We start from the raw sequence: 18686 nt of genomic DNA on the forward strand, positions 1-18686 counted from the left end.
CCTGAATTTTGTATAAAAGTAATTAAGTTATTTTAGTTTGCCCGTTGATTATATGAAAAAGATTCATTGCTTTACTATCAGTAAGTGAAGCTACAAAGCCACAAGCGTTAAGCATGCATTCATATTCTGTTGTTCCCGATCTTAATTCTGTTCCACAGGCTTTATAAATCAATTGGTCGTAATGCGTCTCATTACCTTTATATTTATTGAGTTGAGCGATAATGGTAGCATGTAAAATATCTTGTATCATTTTATATCCTGCTAATTCCTTTTCGATGACTTCTGGGTGCTGGTAAACTCGTTCAATGGTGATTTTTAATATGTCGTCGATCTGTGGTTTGTAAGCAGATTTATCCATCAATGAACAAGTAAAATTACCATCCAAAATAGTTGATTCATTTTCCATGAATATCTTTACTGCATCATTGATCAGGCTATTAATTGCTAGTGATCTCAAATAGGTTAACCGTTCTTGTGTACCTGTAAGTTGAGTGTAGGTTTCAATCTTTATTGAATCCTTGACTAGTTTAATTAGTTGTTCCAAAGCATGATCTTCACTTATATAGCCTAGATTAATTCCATCTTCAAAATCAATAATAGTATAGCATATATCATCGGCGGCTTCAACAAGATATGTAAGTGGATGACGATGAAAAGGTTCCTGCTTATTTTCAGTTTTTAAACCTAATTCATTAACCACGTCATTAAAATGATCCACATCAGCTTGAAAAACGCCATATTTTTTCTGGGATATGTGTTTAGTAGGACGATGTGGTAATGATTCTTTAGGGTATTTAATGAATGCACCTAATGTTGCATAGGACAGACGTAGGCCACCAGGAGTTCCTGGGCTGTTTTGATTAAGTAGATGATATCCATTTGCATTTCCTTCATATAAGAGTAGGTCTTGTTTCTGCTTTCGCGAAAGCGTGTCCCATACCATCTTATCCACACGAGTATTAAAATAACTTCCTATTGCTTTTTCACCGCTGTGTCCAAATGGAGGATTTCCTATATCATGAGCCAGTGCGGCTGCAGCTACAATTGCCCCAAAATCTTGTTGTTTATAACCAAGTTCAACCAGATGTGGGTGTTTTTCTAATATTGCTTTCCCTGCCATTCGACCCAACGATCTGCCAACCACACTTACTTCTAGACTGTGAGTGAGTCTAGTATGTACAAATCCAGATTGACTAAGTGGTATTACTTGAGTTTTATCTTGAAGGGTTCTAAAAGGTTTAGAAAAAATAACCCTGTCATAATCCACCTCAAAACCTAATCGTAGTTCATCTTGCTGGTTTCTAGGCCTAGGCTTTTTGTCTCCAAATCTTTTAAGTGACAGTAATTGCTCCCAGTTCATACGGTACATTTTTTTGCAAGATAACGTTTTGAATGATTTGGTGATTACAATTTGAAATTTACTATTTCTTAACGTAAGAATCTATTAAAGTTAATGTTGAGGTAACCTTTGTACACGTATATCCTTAGTTCTTTTGCAAGATGAAATTTAATGTAATGAAAAAGTATTTTTTATTTAGCTTTTTACTTGTAAGCGCCTTATTGTCAGCTCAATCTGGTAAGGTAGCAGGATTAGTAACCGACGCTGATTTTGAGAACGAACCACTTGCCTTTGCTTCTGTAGCGTTGAAGGGGACTTCTTTAGGTGCACAAACTGATATGGATGGAAATTACAGTATTACAGCACCGGTAGGGACTTACACTGTAATTTTTACGTATGTAGGTATGCAAACTGTCGAAATCGAAAATATTGAAGTTAAGGCTGGATTTACAACAACGGTAAATACTCCTATGACAGCTAAAGCGGACCAGCTTACTGAAATCCAAATTACTGTAGCAAAAACAAGAGAGAGTGAAGAGGCTCTTATCCAAGAAAAGAAAAACTCAGTAACTATTGTACAGTCGATAGGTGCAGAGGAGCTATCTAAAAAAGGGGTAAGTGATGCAGAAGGCGCAGTTACTAAAGTAAGTGGTGTGAGTAAGCAATCTGGTGTGAAAAATGTTTTTGTACGTGGATTAGGTGATCGCTATAACTCAACTACTCTTAATGGTTTGCCATTACCATCTGATGATCCAGAATATAAAAATATTTCATTGGATTTCTTTGGTTCAGATTTGTTAGAAACAGTTGATATTAATAAAGTATATACGTCAAACATCACTGGTGACAACGCAGGTGCTAATATTAATATAGATTTAAAAGGTTTGTCCGGTCGCAAAGCGTTTGGATTTGGTCTTTCTACTGGTGTGAACTCTCAAACTGTTGGAGAGGATTTTAAGAGTATTGATGGCGAGGGATATTTTGGGTTCAGTGATTCTAATATTCCCGTAAATAATCTTGCCGTATATGGATTTGAAAATAATCTTGCTCCTAACACGAACAGTTTTGCTCCTAATGTAGGCTTCTCTGTAATGGGAGGAAGAAGAATTGATATAGGTGATAATTATTTAAATGTATATGGATTATTAACCTTTGATAATGGTTATAGATTTTTAGAAAGAGAAGTGAAAAACACTACTAGTAATGGTTCTTTATTTTTTGATGTAGAAGGTCAAAATTATAATTATGATACCCAACAGATAGGAATGGTAAACTTGGATTATCGAATGGGTAAAAATAATATTGAATTCATTTCTCTTTACATCCATAAAAACACACAAAGTTTTCAGGAGTACGAAGGTATAAACAACCCAGAACAAGATGGTGATAGAGTTTATATCAATAGACAGCAAACTAATGATAACAATCTTTTCGTAAATCAATTGTTGGGAAGATTTGACCTGTCTGAAAAGCTTGAATTAAAAGTTAAGGGAAGTTTTAATGCCATAAGAGGAAGTGAGCCTGATCGTCGTGATTTTCAATATCTTTTCCGAGATGGATTCTATAGTCCAGACGTTGATTCTGGTGGAAATAATCAACGTTATTTCAGTGAACTTCAAGAGAATGATTATAATGCTACAGTGAAGTTAAAATACAATTTGAACAAGGATATAGATAATGATCTATTAAACTATATCGAATTGGGTGGAGACTACCGCAATACACATCACGTGTTTAAAGCAACTGTTTTCAATCATACTTTTAACACACGTGTTGCCGTTGATATCAACAATCCAGATTCAATATACAATCAACCATCATTGACTGCTGGTGTTTTTAGACTAGAGACTGGGCGTGGTAGTGCTATCAATCCAGAAGCATTTACTCCTTTCTTCTACATAGGAGATAAGTCTACAATTGCAGGAAATTTGAATTATGTTAAAGCGTTCAATGAAAAGTTCTTAATTAACGTAGGTGGTAGATTTGAAAATATTAATCAAGAAGTTGAATACAATACCAACATTGCACGTAGCTCTATAAATGGTCCTTCTGAAATAAATGAAAGCTTCTTCTTACCGAGTTTGGGTGTTAAATACACCATTGATGAAGAAAATATCGTTAGACTAGGAGCTAGTCAAACTTACATGTTGCCTAGGTTTAAGGAGATTGCTCCTTTTAGATATGATGGAGTTCAGTTTGCTATTCAAGGTAATCCAGATCTAGAAATATCTAACATTATCAACCTAGATGTAGCATATGAATTTTACCCTTCAAAAGGTGAATTAATCTCATTAACTGGTTTTTATAAGAATATCTCAGATCCAGTTTCACGAGTTGAGATTCCATCTGCAGGAAATACTTTAACGTATTTAAATGTAGGTGAAAAAGCAACAGTTTTAGGTATTGAGCTTGAAGCTAAAAAAGATTTTGTGACTAAGGAGATGACTACCCTTAATGATGTAGTAAGAGAATCTAAACTATCTGGAGGAATTACTGCTTCTTATATCAATAGTAAGCAAGATCTAGATAATCCACTAGCACAATTTTCTGAGGATTCGACAGAATTACAAGGAGCTGCACCATTTTTGATTAATGCAGATATTAATTATAACACATTCATAGGAACTAGCAACCTAAATACAGCTTTAGTTTTCAGTTACTTCAGTGATAGAGTATACTCTGTGGGAACAAGAGGATTTGAAAACATTACAGAAAAAGGAGTTCCAACATTGGATTTTGTAAGTAGTTTAAAATTAGGTGATAATAGTAAAATATCCCTTAAAGCAAGAAACCTGCTTAATCCAAAGATTCAATTAGAACGTGATGGTGAATTAGGTAACGTTGTGTTAAGCAATTATAAACGTGGAGTTGACATTAGCCTAGGTTATAGCTACCAATTTTAAAAGTTTGATAAAGTTTAGATAACATTAATCGTATAATAACGATTCATATTTGCACAACTAAATTTTTTAAAAATTAACTAACACGATTACAATGAAAAAAGCAATCTTATCTTTATTAACTGTTGCAGCACTTACTTTCACATCTTGTGAAACTGATGATGATGTAAATGGTGGTGGAAACGGTAACAACAACGACCTAAATCTTTCTGGAAACTTAACTGAAGACAGAACATTAACTGCAGGTAACGCATACGTATTAAACGGCCCATTGTTTGTGAAAAATGGTGCTACATTAACAATCGAAGAAGGAACTACTATTACAGCTCAGGCTGGTGGTACTGATGTTTACTTACTAGTAGAAAGAGGTGGAAGAATCGTTGCAGATGGTAGTCCATCAGCTCCTATACGCTTTACAGCTAGCTCACAAACTCCTGCTGCTTGGGGTGGAGTTATCATAAATGGTAACGCATGGATTTCTGGACAAAACCCAGCTGGACAAAACGAAGCTGGTACCGAGGTTAACACTGGTGTATTATTTGGTGGAAATAATGATACTGAAGATTCAGGTATCCTTGATCACGTGATCATTGAATATACAGGAGCACGTATTGATGGTAGTGCAGAACATAATGGGCTTACATTAAATGGTGTAGGATCTGGAACAACTTTGTCTAACATCTGGATTAAAGATGGTGATGATGATGCAATTGAATTCTTTGGAGGTTCTGTAAACGCTTCAAACATTTTTGTACTTAATGCAAAAGATGACATGTTCGATTTCACACAAGGTTATAGAGGTACTTGTACAAACTTATATGGTGTACGTGAGCCTGGTTATACAGCTGTTACTTCAGACCCACGTGGTATCGAGGCAGATGGTAACCTAGACGGTAACTCACCGACTGACAATGTACAATCAGACTTTACTGTTCAAGATATTACAATAATCAACAGCGGTAACAACGTAGAATTCTCAGATCTTATTAAAGTAAGAAGAGGAGCAACTGCAACTATCAACAACGCATTGGCATCTATTACGGGTACTGCTACAGCTTCTGACTTTATTGATTTAGAAGATAGTAGAGGTGATTCTACTAGCGCTACTGTGGTTAACGCTACTGCTGGTGGTAATGCTGATGGTACAGACGTTAAGAATGCTCCTGGAGCTACGGTAAATGTTTCAGCTTCAAATACAGGTGCTGATGCTTCAGTATTTGCTTGGACTGGTTATTCTTTCTAATAAGAAACAACACTATAGATAAATGAAAGAACCGCACAAGTGCGGTTCTTTTTTATTTAAATGATTTTAGTTTGGTTCGCTTTCGCGAAAGCGTAATGAATCTATCCTCAATATAAATAACGATTAGATAACATTGTAAAGGATTTTTTTAACGACTTTTGCGGGTCGAAAATTTGTACATAGATGCCAGATATTTATCTAATAATGCTCATCATTCTAGCAGGTCTAGCGATAACCGATCTAGTGGTAGGTGTGAGTAATGACGCTGTAAACTTCTTAAACAGTGCTATAGGTTCCAAGGCGATCAACTTTAAAACCATCATGATTATTGCGAGTGTGGGAATTGCTTTTGGAGCTCTTTCTTCCAGTGGAATGATGGAAGTTGCTCGTAAAGGAATATTCATTCCATCTCAATTTGATTTTAGTGAGGTGATGATCATTTTCATGGCGGTAATGATAACCGATGTGCTGTTGTTAGATTTTTTCAATACGATGGGATTGCCTACTTCTACAACAGTTTCTATTGTCTTTGAACTTTTAGGTGCGGCGGTTTGCATGTCTTTGATCAAAATTTCTCAAGTTGGAGAAGAATCCTTTCTAGACCTAGGTAAGTACATTGAATCAGACAAGGCTCTTCAAATAATCATGGGGATCTTGTTATCGGTCGTCATCGCCTTTACTATTGGAGCACTGGTGCAGTTTATTTCGCGCTTAATGCTCACCTTTGACTACCGTAAAAGGCCAGCTTTTTTTGCTGGAATTTTTGGTGGTTTATCACTTACTAGCTTGTTTTACTTCATCATAGTAAAAGGTCTTAAAGGAGCTGATCTAGGTAAGGTAGGCGAGATAATAGTAACAACTAGCGTTTCCAAGATTATTACGATTTCGGCTATTTTCTGGACCTTGTTCAGTTTTGTTTATGTCATTCTACTTAAAAAGGATATCTATAAACTAATAATAATCACGGGAACCTTTGGTCTTGCCATGGCTTTTGCAGGTAATGATTTAGTGAACTTTATTGGTGTGCCTATTGGTGCTTATCAAGCTTATGAATATGCTATCACACAGCCTGGAGATGTTTCTGGTGTTGCAATGGATTTTCTAGGGAACAAATTACCTTCTAATAAGTGGTTGTTAGTAGTGGCTGGTGTGATAATGGTAGCAACTCTATGGTTCTCATCAAAAGCCCAAGCGGTTGTTAAAACCTCAGTTGATCTTGCTAGACAAGATACAGGTACTGAACGATTCAAAGCTAATGCATTGTCAAGATTTTTAGTACGTTATTCATTAAGAGCTGCAGAAGGAATTCAGGCAATTTTACCAGAAAAAACATCAAATTATATATCATCGAGGTTTGAAAAAGTGGCGGAACTTGATGTAGTGCCTAAACACGAGGATAAGCCTGCATTTGATTATGTGCGTGCTAGTGTGAATTTAATGGTGGCAGCTATTTTAATCTCGGTTGCTACTTCTTACAAATTGCCTTTATCTACTACCTATGTAACTTTTATGGTTGCGATGGGTACTTCTCTTGCTGATCGTGCATGGGGTACTGAAAGTGCTGTTTATAGAATAGCAGGTGTTATTAATGTGATAGGCGGTTGGTTCTTTACAGCTTTTAGTGCTTTTACAGCTGCTGCGATAATGGCCTACTTAATTTATATAACTAATAACTATGCCATATTTCCATTAATTATATTGGCCGTGTTATTGCTATACCGTAGTTATTTAGCTCATAAAAAATCTGTTACTAAAATTAAAGAGACTGATGAGCTTAAAAAGGCAGAAAGTAAAACCATTCAAGGTATTATTCACGAGAGTTCTGATAATGTTTCAATGGTGTTTAAGCGATCAAAACGTATTTATAATAATACTCTAGAGGGTTTGATGTCTCAAGATTTAAGTGTTCTTAAATCTTCTAAAAAGGAAAGTAATAAGCTAGGTGAAGAAATAGACGATCTTAGGAATAATATTTTCTACTTTATAAAGAATCTTGATGAACAGAATCTAGGAGCGAGTAAATTTTACATTGAAGTTTTAGGACATCTTCAAGATATGACTCAGTCTTTGGACTTAATTACAAAGAATAGTACTAGACATATTAGTAATAATCACAAGAGTTTGAAGTTCAATCAAATGAAAGACCTGAAAGAGGTTATTACTGAAGTGAGTCAAATACTTAGAAAAGCAGAACAGACTTTTAAGAATAAAGAGTTTTCATCACTTGATGAAATTATAAGATCAAAACGTGAATTGCTTGCATTAGTCGATGCAAAAATCGATAGACAGGTTAAACGTACTAAGGATGATGAGCAATCTCCTAAGAATACTACCTTATATTTTAGCCTTTTGTTAGAAACTAGGGACTTGATTGAAACTACTATGCAAGTAGTAGAAGAGTATTATATACAGTACGATAAAAAAGTTGACTTAGAATAAAAGGATGACATCCTTTAATATAAAAAGCTCTGTATGTTCTACAGAGCTTTTTTTATAGTTGTTAGTTGATCATAGCAGATCTATTTATTTCTTCAGAACAACATTAATTTATCATCCAAATTAAAATTTACAGCTTATTGATAAAGCTCCAAACGAAGGTTATTGTTTGAAAAGCTTTAGTATAGGTCAAACGAATTACTATTGGATATATATCATTAATATAGAGCGTAAAGGTAATTCCTACTTAAATAAAAAGAGCCCGATTAGGGAATCGGGCTCGTAGTAACGACAAATGAAATAGGGGAAATCTAAGTCGCTACTTGTACTTCAGATGACTTTTTATTATTGCGCCAGTTGTAAATTCTGATCTTGATTCTATGTACCATGTACAATAGGATAGGAACTATAACTAGGGTTAAAAAGGTTGCAAAAATTAGACCGTAAATAACAGTCCAAGCTAATGGTCCCCAGAATATTACGTTGTCACCACCAATGAAAATTTGTGGGTCAAATTCAGTAAATAACGTAAAGAAATTAATATTTAATCCAATAGCAAGAGGAATAAGTCCTAGAACTGTTGTGATGGCAGTCAATATAACTGGTCTAAGCCTAGCCTTTCCTCCTTTAACTATAGCTTCAAACATTTCTTTTTTAGGAAGAATTTCATCGTCACCAAGTTCTAATTTCTCACTACGTCTTAACTTAAGTAAGTCTATATAATCAATAAGTACCACACCGTTATTTACCACGATACCTGCAAGTGAAATTATTCCCATCATTGTCATTAAAATAACAAAAGGATCTCCCGTTATAATCAACCCTAAGAAAACACCAATAAAACTTAAAAAGATGGCGATCATGATAATAGTAGGTTTAGATATAGATCCAAATTGAAATACTAATATCAAGAAGATCAAGAATAAACCACCGAATAGAGCACTCATTAAAAATGCCATCTCTTTTTCTTGCTCTTCAATTTGTCCTGTATAATCAACTTTAATACCATTTGGAATCGTAAAGTCAACCATCTCTAATTTTATTGATTCTACTACGGCTCCAGCATCGGTGAAACCTGGTTTAAGAGCAGAGTATACTGTAACCACACGTTTTGCATCTTTATGCTTAATAGCACTAAAGCTAGAAGTATTACGTTGTTTGGCAATAGCACTTACTGGTATTTCTTTTACCTGTCCTGTTACCATATCTCTAAAGGTTATTCTTTGATTAAAGATCGCACTACGATCATAGCGTTGATCTTCGTTAAACCTTACATTGATGTCGTAATCTTCACCGTCTTTTTTATAGATACCCGCTTTTTCACCAAACACTGCTCTTCTAAGCTGCATTCCTACCTGGCTATTGCTTATTCCTAATTCACCAGCTTTTTCACGATCAACTTCAACAATCATCGAAGGTTTACTTTTATTTACATCAACCTTTAATTGATCAACTCCGGCTACATTTCTAGTGTTGAGAAATTTTACCATTTGTTCTGCTGTTGATATAAGCTCGCCGTAATCAGGACCTTCTAATTCTATATTCACAGGATATCCTTGTGGTGGTCCATTTGCATCTTTTTCTACTGAAATAGCAACTCCAGGGAATCTACCTTCGAGAGTTTCTTGAACTTTTTTACGTAAAACTTCACTATCTCTTAATTCTCCATCTTTTCCTTCACGAAATTTATATTCACGCATACTCGCGGTGATTTTACCCTTATGAGGCATCTCTGCGGAGCTACCACCGTCTGTTTGAGGATTACCAGCTCCCATTCCTACTTGAGAAACAGCGCTTTCTACAAGCACGTTTCTTCCGTCTTTCATATAGAAATCATCGTTGATCACTTCATAGACTACTTCTTCAATTTCTTTGGTAATACTGTTTGTTTTTTCAATTGAAGTTCCTTGAGGATATTCTATGTAAACAATAATTTGATTAGGCTTATTATCTGGAAAAAATTCAATTTTAGTTCTTCCAGATGCAACAGACCACCCAAAATATGCCATTAAAATTCCCACAAACATTACCGCCATACCAATCATAAAGATGTATGGTTTTATACCGCTTAATGCAAATCTTAAAAATCGCTCATATAGATTATCTAACCATACTAAAAACGTGCGTTGGAATCCTCTTGTAAGAGGTTTGATAGCAAACTTATATAGCCAAAATAAAACCGCTACAAGTATCATCAAAGAACCTAAACCAGATACAGGTCCACCTACTAATAAGATAAATATTCCTAGAGGAACCATGATAGCGGTTAGGTATATTAGGGATTTTATAGATAGGTTGCGGTCATCAATTTCCATGAATTTTGAAACTAGCATGGAGTTAAAGAATATTGCGACAAATAAGGAACTTCCTAAAACTATAGAAAGAGTAATTGGGAAGTAAATCATAAACTGTCCCATTAAACCAGGCCATAAACCTAATGGAACGAATGCCGCAACTGTAGTTAGAGTAGAAATAATAATTGGAATGGCGATTTCACCTACTCCTTTTTTTGCAGCTTCGATACGTGACATACCTTCTTCATCCATCAACCTATAAACATTCTCAACAACCACAATACCATTGTCTACAAGCATTCCCAGCCCCATAATCATAGCAAATAATATCATTGTGTTTAAGGTGTAACCTAATAGGCTGATAATGGCAAAGGACATGAACATAGACATAGGTATCGCAAAACCAACGAATAAGGCATTTCTAAACCCTAAAAAGAACATCAATACACCTACTACCAGTAGAATACCAAAAATGATATTATTAACTAGGTCATCTACTTGATTAAGTGTCTTGCTAGATAAATCATTTGTCACTGTAATTTCTAGGTCAGAAGGCAATGCTCCGGAATCCTGAGACTCCTTAATTACCTCACGTATATTATCTGCCGCAATAATCATGTTTTTACCAGAACGTTTCTTTACGTCTAGCATTACTACCTGATCACCTGATTCCCTTGCAAATGTATTTTTATCTTCTTCTTCAAATTTGATGGTAGCTACATCCCTTAGGTAAATAGGTCCATTTTCATTTTTGACTACAAAATTTTCTAATTCTTTAGGGTTGTCGATTTCTCCTATAATTCTAATAGTACGTCGTTGACCACTAGATTTTAAATTACCAGCACTTACGGTTGCATTTCCTCCTCTTACCGTATTTAAGATATTATCAAAACTTACCTTAGCTGCTGTCATTTTATATATATCAACAGCAATCTCTACTTCAAGATCTTGTGCACCGCGTATGTCTACTTGTTTAATTTGCTCTATATCTTCAATTTCATCTTCTAGATATTCGGCAAAGGTTTTAAGTTTACGCACAGTGTAATCACCTTTGATGTTGATGTTCATTATAGGCATTTCCTCACTAAGGGTAAGGTCAAAAACATTAGGAGTAACCGGCTTATCGTTAAATGTAGGCCAGTCTTCACCAGCAGATTCTTGATCTACTTCGTCTTTCACACGTTGTTTAGCAGCCTCTACAGCTATATCATCATCAAATTCAACAATGATTATTGAATAGTCCTCTTGAGATGTAGATTCAGTTTCTGTTACGCCACTAATATTTTTAAGCTTGTCTTCTAAGGGATCGGTAATCAATCGTTCAACGTCCTCAGCCGTATTTCCAGGCCAAACACTTGAGATGTAAATTTTTGTTTCTTTAATTTCTGGAAAATCTTCCCTAGGCATGCTGTTGTAAGCATTTAATCCTAGAAAGAAGATGATTACCATCATGACATAAACAACAACACTGTTGTCAATTGCCCATGATGAGAGTTTAAACTCTTTGTCACTGTTTTTCTTATTTGACATACTTATGAGTTTATAATATTAATTTCTTGATCTGGTTTTACACTACGAGCACCTTCAGTGATGATTTCATCACCAGGTTCAAGACCGCTTAGGATCTCGATATAATCACCAGAAGCTTTTCCTGTTGTTACCTCACGTCTTTTTGCAATTAATCCGTTTTCGCCTTGAGCGGTAACCATCACATATTGATCACCATCTTGATTCTCGTTTATTACATTAAGAGGAACTAAAATCGCATTTTTAGAGGTGTAATCATTTATACGCAATTTTGCTGTAAGATTAGGTTTGATGTTACCAGACTTATTATCAACAGGAACCTCTATAGAAAATGAGCGATTTGACGGGTTAATATAGTTACTTGTTTGTCTAATTTTACTCTTAACGGTCTCACCCAAAACTGGAAATTCAACTATAACATCAGTATTTTTATTAATTGCGGTTAAGTAAGTTTCTGGAACGTCTACTTTAAGATACATGTCCTTAAGACTTACTAATCGGAATAGAGGCATTCCTGGACTCACCACATTTCCTTGTTCTGTAATGACGTCGTCAATAGTTCCTGAAAAAGGTGCTGTAACCACTGTTTTGGCAAGTTGTTGTTGCATTGCGTTTATTGAGCGCTCTTGAGCTTCATAATTAGCTTTTGATTGCAGATATTGAATCTCTGAACCTATGTTTTGTTCCCAAAGGCGTTTTTGACGCTCATAGGTAGTTTTAGCCAGTTGAGCTTGTACCTTCATTTGTTCTAGGTTTTGAGCGGCACCACCATCGTCAATACTAGCTAGTCGTTGACCTTTTGACACTCGCTGTCCTTCTTTTACATAAACTTGGGTAAGTAATCCAGCTGTCTCAGGCATTACAGTGATGTTCTGTTTAGTATCTACACTACCTTGCAGTTCTACATAATGATTAAATAGGGTGTCTTTTAACACCATAGTACTTACTTGTGCTTTAATTGCCTCGCCCTTACTCTTTTTTTCATAGGCTTCAATTTTAGCAATCGTTTTTTCTATAGTCTCTTTTTGTTTTTTCAATTCAGATTTTTTTGTTGCAAGAGCTTGTTTGTCTCCAGCAGCAATTAATTCTTCAGCGGTTTTTTCTCCACCACAAGAAATCAGAAATAAAGCAACTGCTATGGTTAAAATATGTTTCATGATAGGATAATTATTAGGATGGGTGTTTTTATTTAAATTTAGGTGTATTAAGTAGTGTTTCAATATTTACTTTTTCTTGAATAACACGGTACATGCTATTAAGGTATTCTGACTGAGTACTGTACAACTGTGTTTGTGCTTGTCTTAATTCAAAGCTAGTAGCAATACCTTCTTTGAACTTCACCGAGTTTTTGTTCTCTATACGCTCAGCAAGGGATAAATTATCTTTTGTTGTTTGATATGTGTCAATTGCTAGTTGATAGTTGTTTACTGCTGTTTGATAATTGAGATTTAATTCCTGCTCAGTTCGTTCAAGATCGGTAAGTGCTTGTTCCCACGCAATTTTTGTTCTGTCTTGAGCAGCTTTACGACCAAAGGAACTGAAAATAGGGACTTGAATGCTTACTCCAGCCACACTCTGTTGAAACCAAGGCTGATCGCTATTAAAGAACACGAATTCATCATCAAAAGTTTGAGTACCGTAGTTCACAAACCCTGAAACGGTAGGAAGTGATTTTGCTCGTTCTAGTTTCCATTCCAATCGACGCTGTTCAGAAAAATTTAATGCAATTTGATAATCGACATTTTCCTCTAGAGTTAGGGAAGATTGTGTGATACTAGGATCTAAGTGTTGTTTTGTTAAGGACTCTAGGTCATCGGTCAGGCTTATTTGTTCAGATAAATCAATCCCTAAAGACAATTTAAGCATGTCCATTGCAATATCTGCTTGACGTCTAGCGTTTGCTAGCTGATTCTCAATTTGTGACAGTGTGATTTGTAGTTGTTCAACACTTTCTTCCTCGGTAAGGCCATTTTTAAAAATCTCTTGCGTTTCTTTTAAGTTACTATCTAGATTGTCTCTATTACGAGTTAGGATGGCAACGTTTTCTTGTGCCAGTAAAACACCACCATAGGCGTTTATAATACCTTTACGTACCTCTAGTTTAGTCTTGTTGTCTGCATTTTTTGAGTAATCCAAAAATGTTTTAGAAGCCTCGAGCGCCACAAGGTAACTTCCATCAAATATTAATTGTGATAAAGTGGCTGTTAAGTTCATAGATTGTTTTGGCGCAAACACAACCGGCACAAAAGTTCCTGGCTGTCCACCTACAACCTCACCAGGTAATGGAGTTACAGGTTGTTTTAATTGATTGGTGTAATCAACTGATCCATTAATTTGTGGTAGTCCCGTAGCTGTGGTTTCCCATTTTTGCTTCAATGCTTTGGCAACCTCTCGTTGTGCATTAATTGCTTGGTAATTGTTTTCTAAACCATAGTCTATCGCTTCTTGTAGACTGAAGGTGTCTGGAACGGTTTGTTGTGAGTACGCTTTCGCGAAAGCGAGACCCATAAAAGCCATTATATATAGAACAGATTTATTCATTTAATCGTGATTAGAATTTATGATTTGGTTTAATATTTGTCTTCCTTTAGGAGTTAGGATTCCTCGTAAGTGGTATTCTAGATAATCGTCATATAAATCATTTACGGGAAATTCGTTTGTTGGAAATACGGAAATGTCTTTTATCCCTTGCATTCCAATAAAATAGATGCGAGCGATGAAGTCAGGATTTACATTATTTCTATACACTCCTAGTTTGATACCGTTATTCACATTTTTTTTAATACAAGAATCCATGTAGTGAAATTTGATATCGTGCACCGGTTTGTAAGCCTCAGGATAGTATCGCTGTAATTGATGAATTGAGCTAGTTTGATCTCCTTTCATTTCTTCCATTACAAAACGTTTTACAGCATACAGCTCCTCGATAGGTTTGTCTTCATATTGCTCTATAATATTATCCACACCATCACAAATGGTATTACACATATGAAGTGATGCGTGAGCTACAAGTTCTTGTTTGTTTTTAAAATGGGTATAAAGAGTTTTTTTACTCATACCCAATTTTGCTGCGATGTCATCCATAGTTACACTCTTAAAACCTAGTGTAAGGAACATCTCTAGCGATTTTTTAATAATTTGATCTTTCAATTGCGACATTTTCCTGCTTCTGTTTCAGCGTGCAAATATATCCATAGGAAACTTTGAAAACAAAAATAGTTTCCTAAGTTTTACATTTGTTTAACATGTAGGAAACATTTTTATCGACTACTTGCCGGTCTGTCTTATTTTTACAGCATGAAATCACTAGAACAGTTAAGAGAAGTTTTTCTAAAACATTTAAAATCAACTATAAATCATAACGAGCCTAAAGGATTGTACGATCCTGTTCACTACATTCTAGATTTAGGAGGAAAGCGATTAAGACCATTGCTCACCTTATTAAGTGCACAAATGTATGGTGAGAGTATTGAGAAGGCTCTTAATGCGGCACTGGCTGTTGAGGTGTTTCATAATTTTACCTTGTTACACGATGATATAATGGATCAGGCAGATTTAAGACGTGGTAATCCTACTGTTCATAAAAAATGGGATGAAAACACAGGTATTTTAAGTGGTGATGCCATGTTAATTATAGCTTATCAACTATTTGATGAGTACGATGCAGGTACTTTTAAGCAACTCACTACATTATTCTCTCAAACCGCACTAGAGGTTTGTGAAGGCCAACAATTTGATGTGGATTTTGAAAGTAGGGATGATGTTACGATTGCTGAATATATGAACATGATTAAGTTAAAAACATCAGTTCTAGTAGGATGTGCGTTACAAATGGGAGCTATTATCGCTGGCAAAAATGAAGAGGAACAACAAAAGGTTTACAACTATGGAATAAACCTAGGATTAGCTTTTCAATTAATGGATGATTATCTAGACGCATTTGGTGATCCAGCAACTTTTGGGAAAGAAGTTGGTGGTGATATACGTGAGAATAAAAAGACGTATCTATACTTAAAAAGTATAGAGAACCTAGAGCATACTCACGATTTAAAAACATGGTTTGCTGTTAATCATCTAGACATGACCATGGATGAGATCGATGATAAAAAAGAACAAGTTAAGGTTCATTTTGAAAAAAGTGGTGGAGCGCAAGCCACTCTAGAGGCTATAAAATCCTACACTGAAAAGGCTTTACAAGATATTAAAGGTCTTGATATTCCAGAACAAGCAAAAGAGGAACTCACCAATTTCAGTCTAAAACTTATGGGTAGAGTAAGTTAAATCAAATCTCCTTCTTTTGGGATAAGAGCTTTGAGGTCTTCGATCGTGTTTGCTTGGTCAATGGTTTTGTCATGTCGCCATCGTAAAATCCTAGGAAACCTTGTAGCTACACCCGATTTATGTCTTTTACTAGGAGCGATTCCTTCAAAAGCAATTTCAAAAACATGATGCGGCGTTACACTGCGCACTGGACCAAATCGTTCTAATGTGTTTTTCTTAATCCAAGCGTCTACCTTTCTAAACTCGGCATCCGTAAGGCCAGAGTAGGCCTTGGCAAAAGTGACTAATTCACCATTATCCCAAAGAGCAAAGGTGTAGTCTGTAAACAGGTTTGCACGCCTACCATGTCCTCGCATCGCATATGTGAGAACAGCGTCAATACTATAAGGGTCAGTTTTCCATTTCCACCAATCACCTTTTTTTCGGCCTACTTGATAAGGACTTTTTTTATGTTTAATCATAAGACCTTCACTTTTTCGCTTTCGCGAAAGCGCACGCTCTTCACCCATTTCATCCCAAGTTGAAAAGCTCATAGTTTCAGAAAGTAATAAAGGAAAATCAGAATCAGGTTCCTGTATACTAGCCTTTGTTCTAGTGTCTAAAACAAGTTGGTCTAAAAGGGCGCGACGTTCCTCAAATGGAAGATTTCTAATGTCTTTACCTTGCCATTCTAGTAGGTCATAGGCAACTATGACAACGGGAACATCTTGTAACAATTTTTTACCTATAGTTTTACGTCCAATCCTTGTTTGCAGGTCGTTAAAGTTTAGTATTTCTCCATTTTTATAAGGTAAAATCTCACCATCGATAACTGTCCCGTTGGGAATGTATTTTAGGAAGGATTGAAATTCGGGATATTTATCCGTCACTAATTCTTCACCTCGTGACCAAATAAAAATTTCGTTGCTACGTAAAATGGTTTGGGATCTTATTCCATCCCATTTATGCTCGGCACTCCATTGGGAAACATCTCCTAGGTCCTCAATATTACCTTCAATTGCATAAGCTAGATAGAAAGGATAAGGTTTTCCTCTTCTAGCTACTTCATTGTCCTCAAAAATCAATTCATTGTAGGTGGTATTTTCTCCTGTCCAACTGCCCATTAATTTATGAGCAAGAATATCCTTGTCAATATTTGTGGCATTTGAAAGAGCTCTTGTCATCAATTTTTGTGAGACTCCGATTCTAAAACCACCGGTCATTATCTTGTTAAAAACAAATCGTTCATAATAATTAAGGCCTAGCCAGTTTTCTTTTAAATAAGCTTTTTTTTCATCATCGGTTTTTTTTCTCAATTCGATTAGTTCTTCGATTACAGTAGATAAGCTTTTGTCAGTGCTATTGTTTGAACTAGGTAAAATGAGGGCGATGGTTTCGGCTAGGTCACCTACGATGTGGTAGGACTCTTCAAATAACCAGCTAGGGATACCGCTTATTTCTGTAGCCCATTCTCTTAACTGAGTTGTGTTTACCGGTCTTTTAGGTCTTCTGTGAGAAAGAATAGCAATAGTCCATAGTTTATCTTGCTCTGGAGCATTTTTAAAATATTCGGTGAGCGCTTGAACTTTAAGATTAGTCTTATTAGTTCCGTCTATGGTTCTTATGAGTTCGGCAAACTGTTTCATGTGTTACTCGTATTAGTGGATAAATCCTCTTGTTCATTAAGGTTTTCTCCTTCATACTGAGTGCGTTCTGAAATTGCGTTCAACCCTTTTTCTTCTCTTAAGTATCTAGCAAAAATCTCTTGATAACCGTGCGTTGTTATTACATTTTCACACCTAGTAGCTTCAATAGAGGATAGCAATCCATCCCAATCACAATGATCAGAAAGTACAAAACCTTTATCTATAGCTCTTCTTCTTCTCGCTCCTCTGAATGTCATCCATCCACTAGCACTTGCAGTTGCATACGGGACTAATTTTCTCATCCATGATGACCCATGAGCACTAGGTGGAGCAATGACAATATTTCCTATAAGTTCCTCTTTTTTTGTTTCTCTGGTAATTAGATTGAAATCAGGAAAGTTGATTAACTCTTTAAGAACTTCTGTCATTTTGAAAACAGCACCATGACAATAAATTTTCATTTGAGAAGTGTCTAGATGCTTAATGAGTCTTTGAGCTTTGCCTAAAGAATAAGCAAATAGAACTGATGTTTTACCTTCTTCGTTATTTTGAGAACACCAAATATTGATGTCATGCATAACATCTTTTTGATCACGCCATTTAAATGCTGGTAATCCAAAGGTGCATTCCGTTATAAAAGTGTTGCAACGAATGGGCTCATATGGCACGGAAATACCATCATTTTCTGTTTTATAATCACCAGTAAAAACCCATACTTCGCCTTTGTGTTCAACTCTTATTTGGGATGAGCCAGGAATATGGCCAGCAGGATGAAAGGAAAAGGTAACACCATTTATATTAAATGACTCGTCGTAATTAACACCACTTGCATTAATTTCTCCCAAGCGATGTTTGATAATCGGTAAGTTATCTAAATGAGTAATATACTTTTTATTTCCCCATCTTGAATGATCTGCATGACCATGTGTGATTAAAGCCTTGTCAACAGGTTTCCATGGGTCTAGATACACATTTGCCGCAGAGCAATATATACCGCGTTCTGTAAATTTTAATAAAGGTTCCCTGCTCATGTTATTTTCA

Annotated in this window: 11 protein-coding genes; 4 read left to right on the top strand and 7 right to left on the bottom strand. The window is 35.7% G+C overall.

Annotated features, from left to right (window positions below):
* Positions 1-22 precede the first annotated feature (22 nt).
* Positions 23-1360 carry a dGTP triphosphohydrolase gene (gene dgt, locus BST93_RS03965; protein WP_105018166.1) on the bottom strand — a complete coding sequence of 446 codons (1338 nt, stop codon included), beginning with the start codon at positions 1358-1360 and terminating at the stop codon, positions 23-25.
* Positions 1361-1515: 155 nt separating this feature from the next.
* Here dgt and BST93_RS03970 point away from each other — a divergent pair, with 155 nt between their 5' ends.
* The 3 genes from BST93_RS03970 to BST93_RS03980 all read left to right on the top strand — a co-directional run bounded on the left by BST93_RS03970 (position 1516) and on the right by BST93_RS03980 (position 7921).
* Positions 1516-4242, top strand: a complete 2727-nt coding sequence (locus tag BST93_RS03970) for a TonB-dependent receptor (RefSeq protein ID WP_181072540.1) — start codon at positions 1516-1518, stop codon at positions 4240-4242.
* 91 nt (positions 4243-4333) lie between these two features.
* Positions 4334-5482 carry a beta-helix domain-containing protein gene (locus BST93_RS03975; protein ID WP_105018168.1) on the top strand — a complete coding sequence of 383 codons (1149 nt, stop codon included), beginning with the start codon at positions 4334-4336 and terminating at the stop codon, positions 5480-5482.
* A 183-nt stretch (positions 5483-5665) separates the two neighbouring features.
* Positions 5666-7921, top strand: a complete 2256-nt coding sequence (locus BST93_RS03980) for an inorganic phosphate transporter (protein ID WP_105018169.1) — start codon at positions 5666-5668, stop codon at positions 7919-7921.
* A 308-nt stretch (positions 7922-8229) separates the two neighbouring features.
* Here BST93_RS03980 and BST93_RS03985 read toward each other — a convergent pair whose 3' ends face one another.
* From BST93_RS03985 to BST93_RS04000, 4 genes are read right to left on the bottom strand one after another with little or no spacing between them, the layout of a single operon-like run.
* Positions 8230-11742: an efflux RND transporter permease subunit gene (locus tag BST93_RS03985; protein ID WP_105018170.1), complete on the bottom strand. Its 3513-nt coding sequence runs from the start codon at positions 11740-11742 to the stop codon at positions 8230-8232.
* 2 nt (positions 11743-11744) lie between these two features.
* Positions 11745-12896 carry an efflux RND transporter periplasmic adaptor subunit gene (locus tag BST93_RS03990; RefSeq protein WP_105018561.1) on the bottom strand — a complete coding sequence of 384 codons (1152 nt, stop codon included), beginning with the start codon at positions 12894-12896 and terminating at the stop codon, positions 11745-11747.
* 28 nt (positions 12897-12924) lie between these two features.
* Positions 12925-14280, bottom strand: a complete 1356-nt coding sequence (locus BST93_RS03995; RefSeq protein ID WP_105018171.1) for a TolC family protein — start codon at positions 14278-14280, stop codon at positions 12925-12927.
* Positions 14281-14898, bottom strand: a complete 618-nt coding sequence (locus tag BST93_RS04000) for a TetR/AcrR family transcriptional regulator (protein ID WP_105018172.1) — start codon at positions 14896-14898, stop codon at positions 14281-14283.
* A 138-nt stretch (positions 14899-15036) separates the two neighbouring features.
* Between BST93_RS04000 and BST93_RS04005 the strand changes: the two genes are divergently transcribed.
* Positions 15037-16020, top strand: coding sequence for a polyprenyl synthetase family protein (locus BST93_RS04005; RefSeq protein WP_105018173.1), 984 nt, complete (start codon positions 15037-15039; stop codon positions 16018-16020).
* On the opposite strand, the gene BST93_RS04010 is transcribed toward BST93_RS04005, so the two are convergent.
* Together BST93_RS04010 and BST93_RS04015 are read right to left on the bottom strand one after the other, a co-directional pair.
* Positions 16017-17645 (bottom strand): ATP-dependent DNA ligase, encoded by a 1629-nt coding sequence (locus BST93_RS04010; protein WP_105018174.1) that lies wholly within the window; start codon positions 17643-17645, stop codon positions 16017-16019. The genes BST93_RS04005 and BST93_RS04010 overlap by 4 nt on opposite strands.
* Positions 17642-18676 carry a ligase-associated DNA damage response exonuclease gene (locus BST93_RS04015; RefSeq protein ID WP_105018175.1) on the bottom strand — a complete coding sequence of 345 codons (1035 nt, stop codon included), beginning with the start codon at positions 18674-18676 and terminating at the stop codon, positions 17642-17644. Before BST93_RS04015 ends, BST93_RS04010 begins: the two co-directional genes overlap by 4 nt.
* Between the last annotated feature and the right edge of the window lie 10 nt (positions 18677-18686).

It is taken from the genome of Nonlabens tegetincola (assembly GCF_002954355.1).
Classification (GTDB): domain Bacteria; phylum Bacteroidota; class Bacteroidia; order Flavobacteriales; family Flavobacteriaceae; genus Nonlabens; species Nonlabens tegetincola.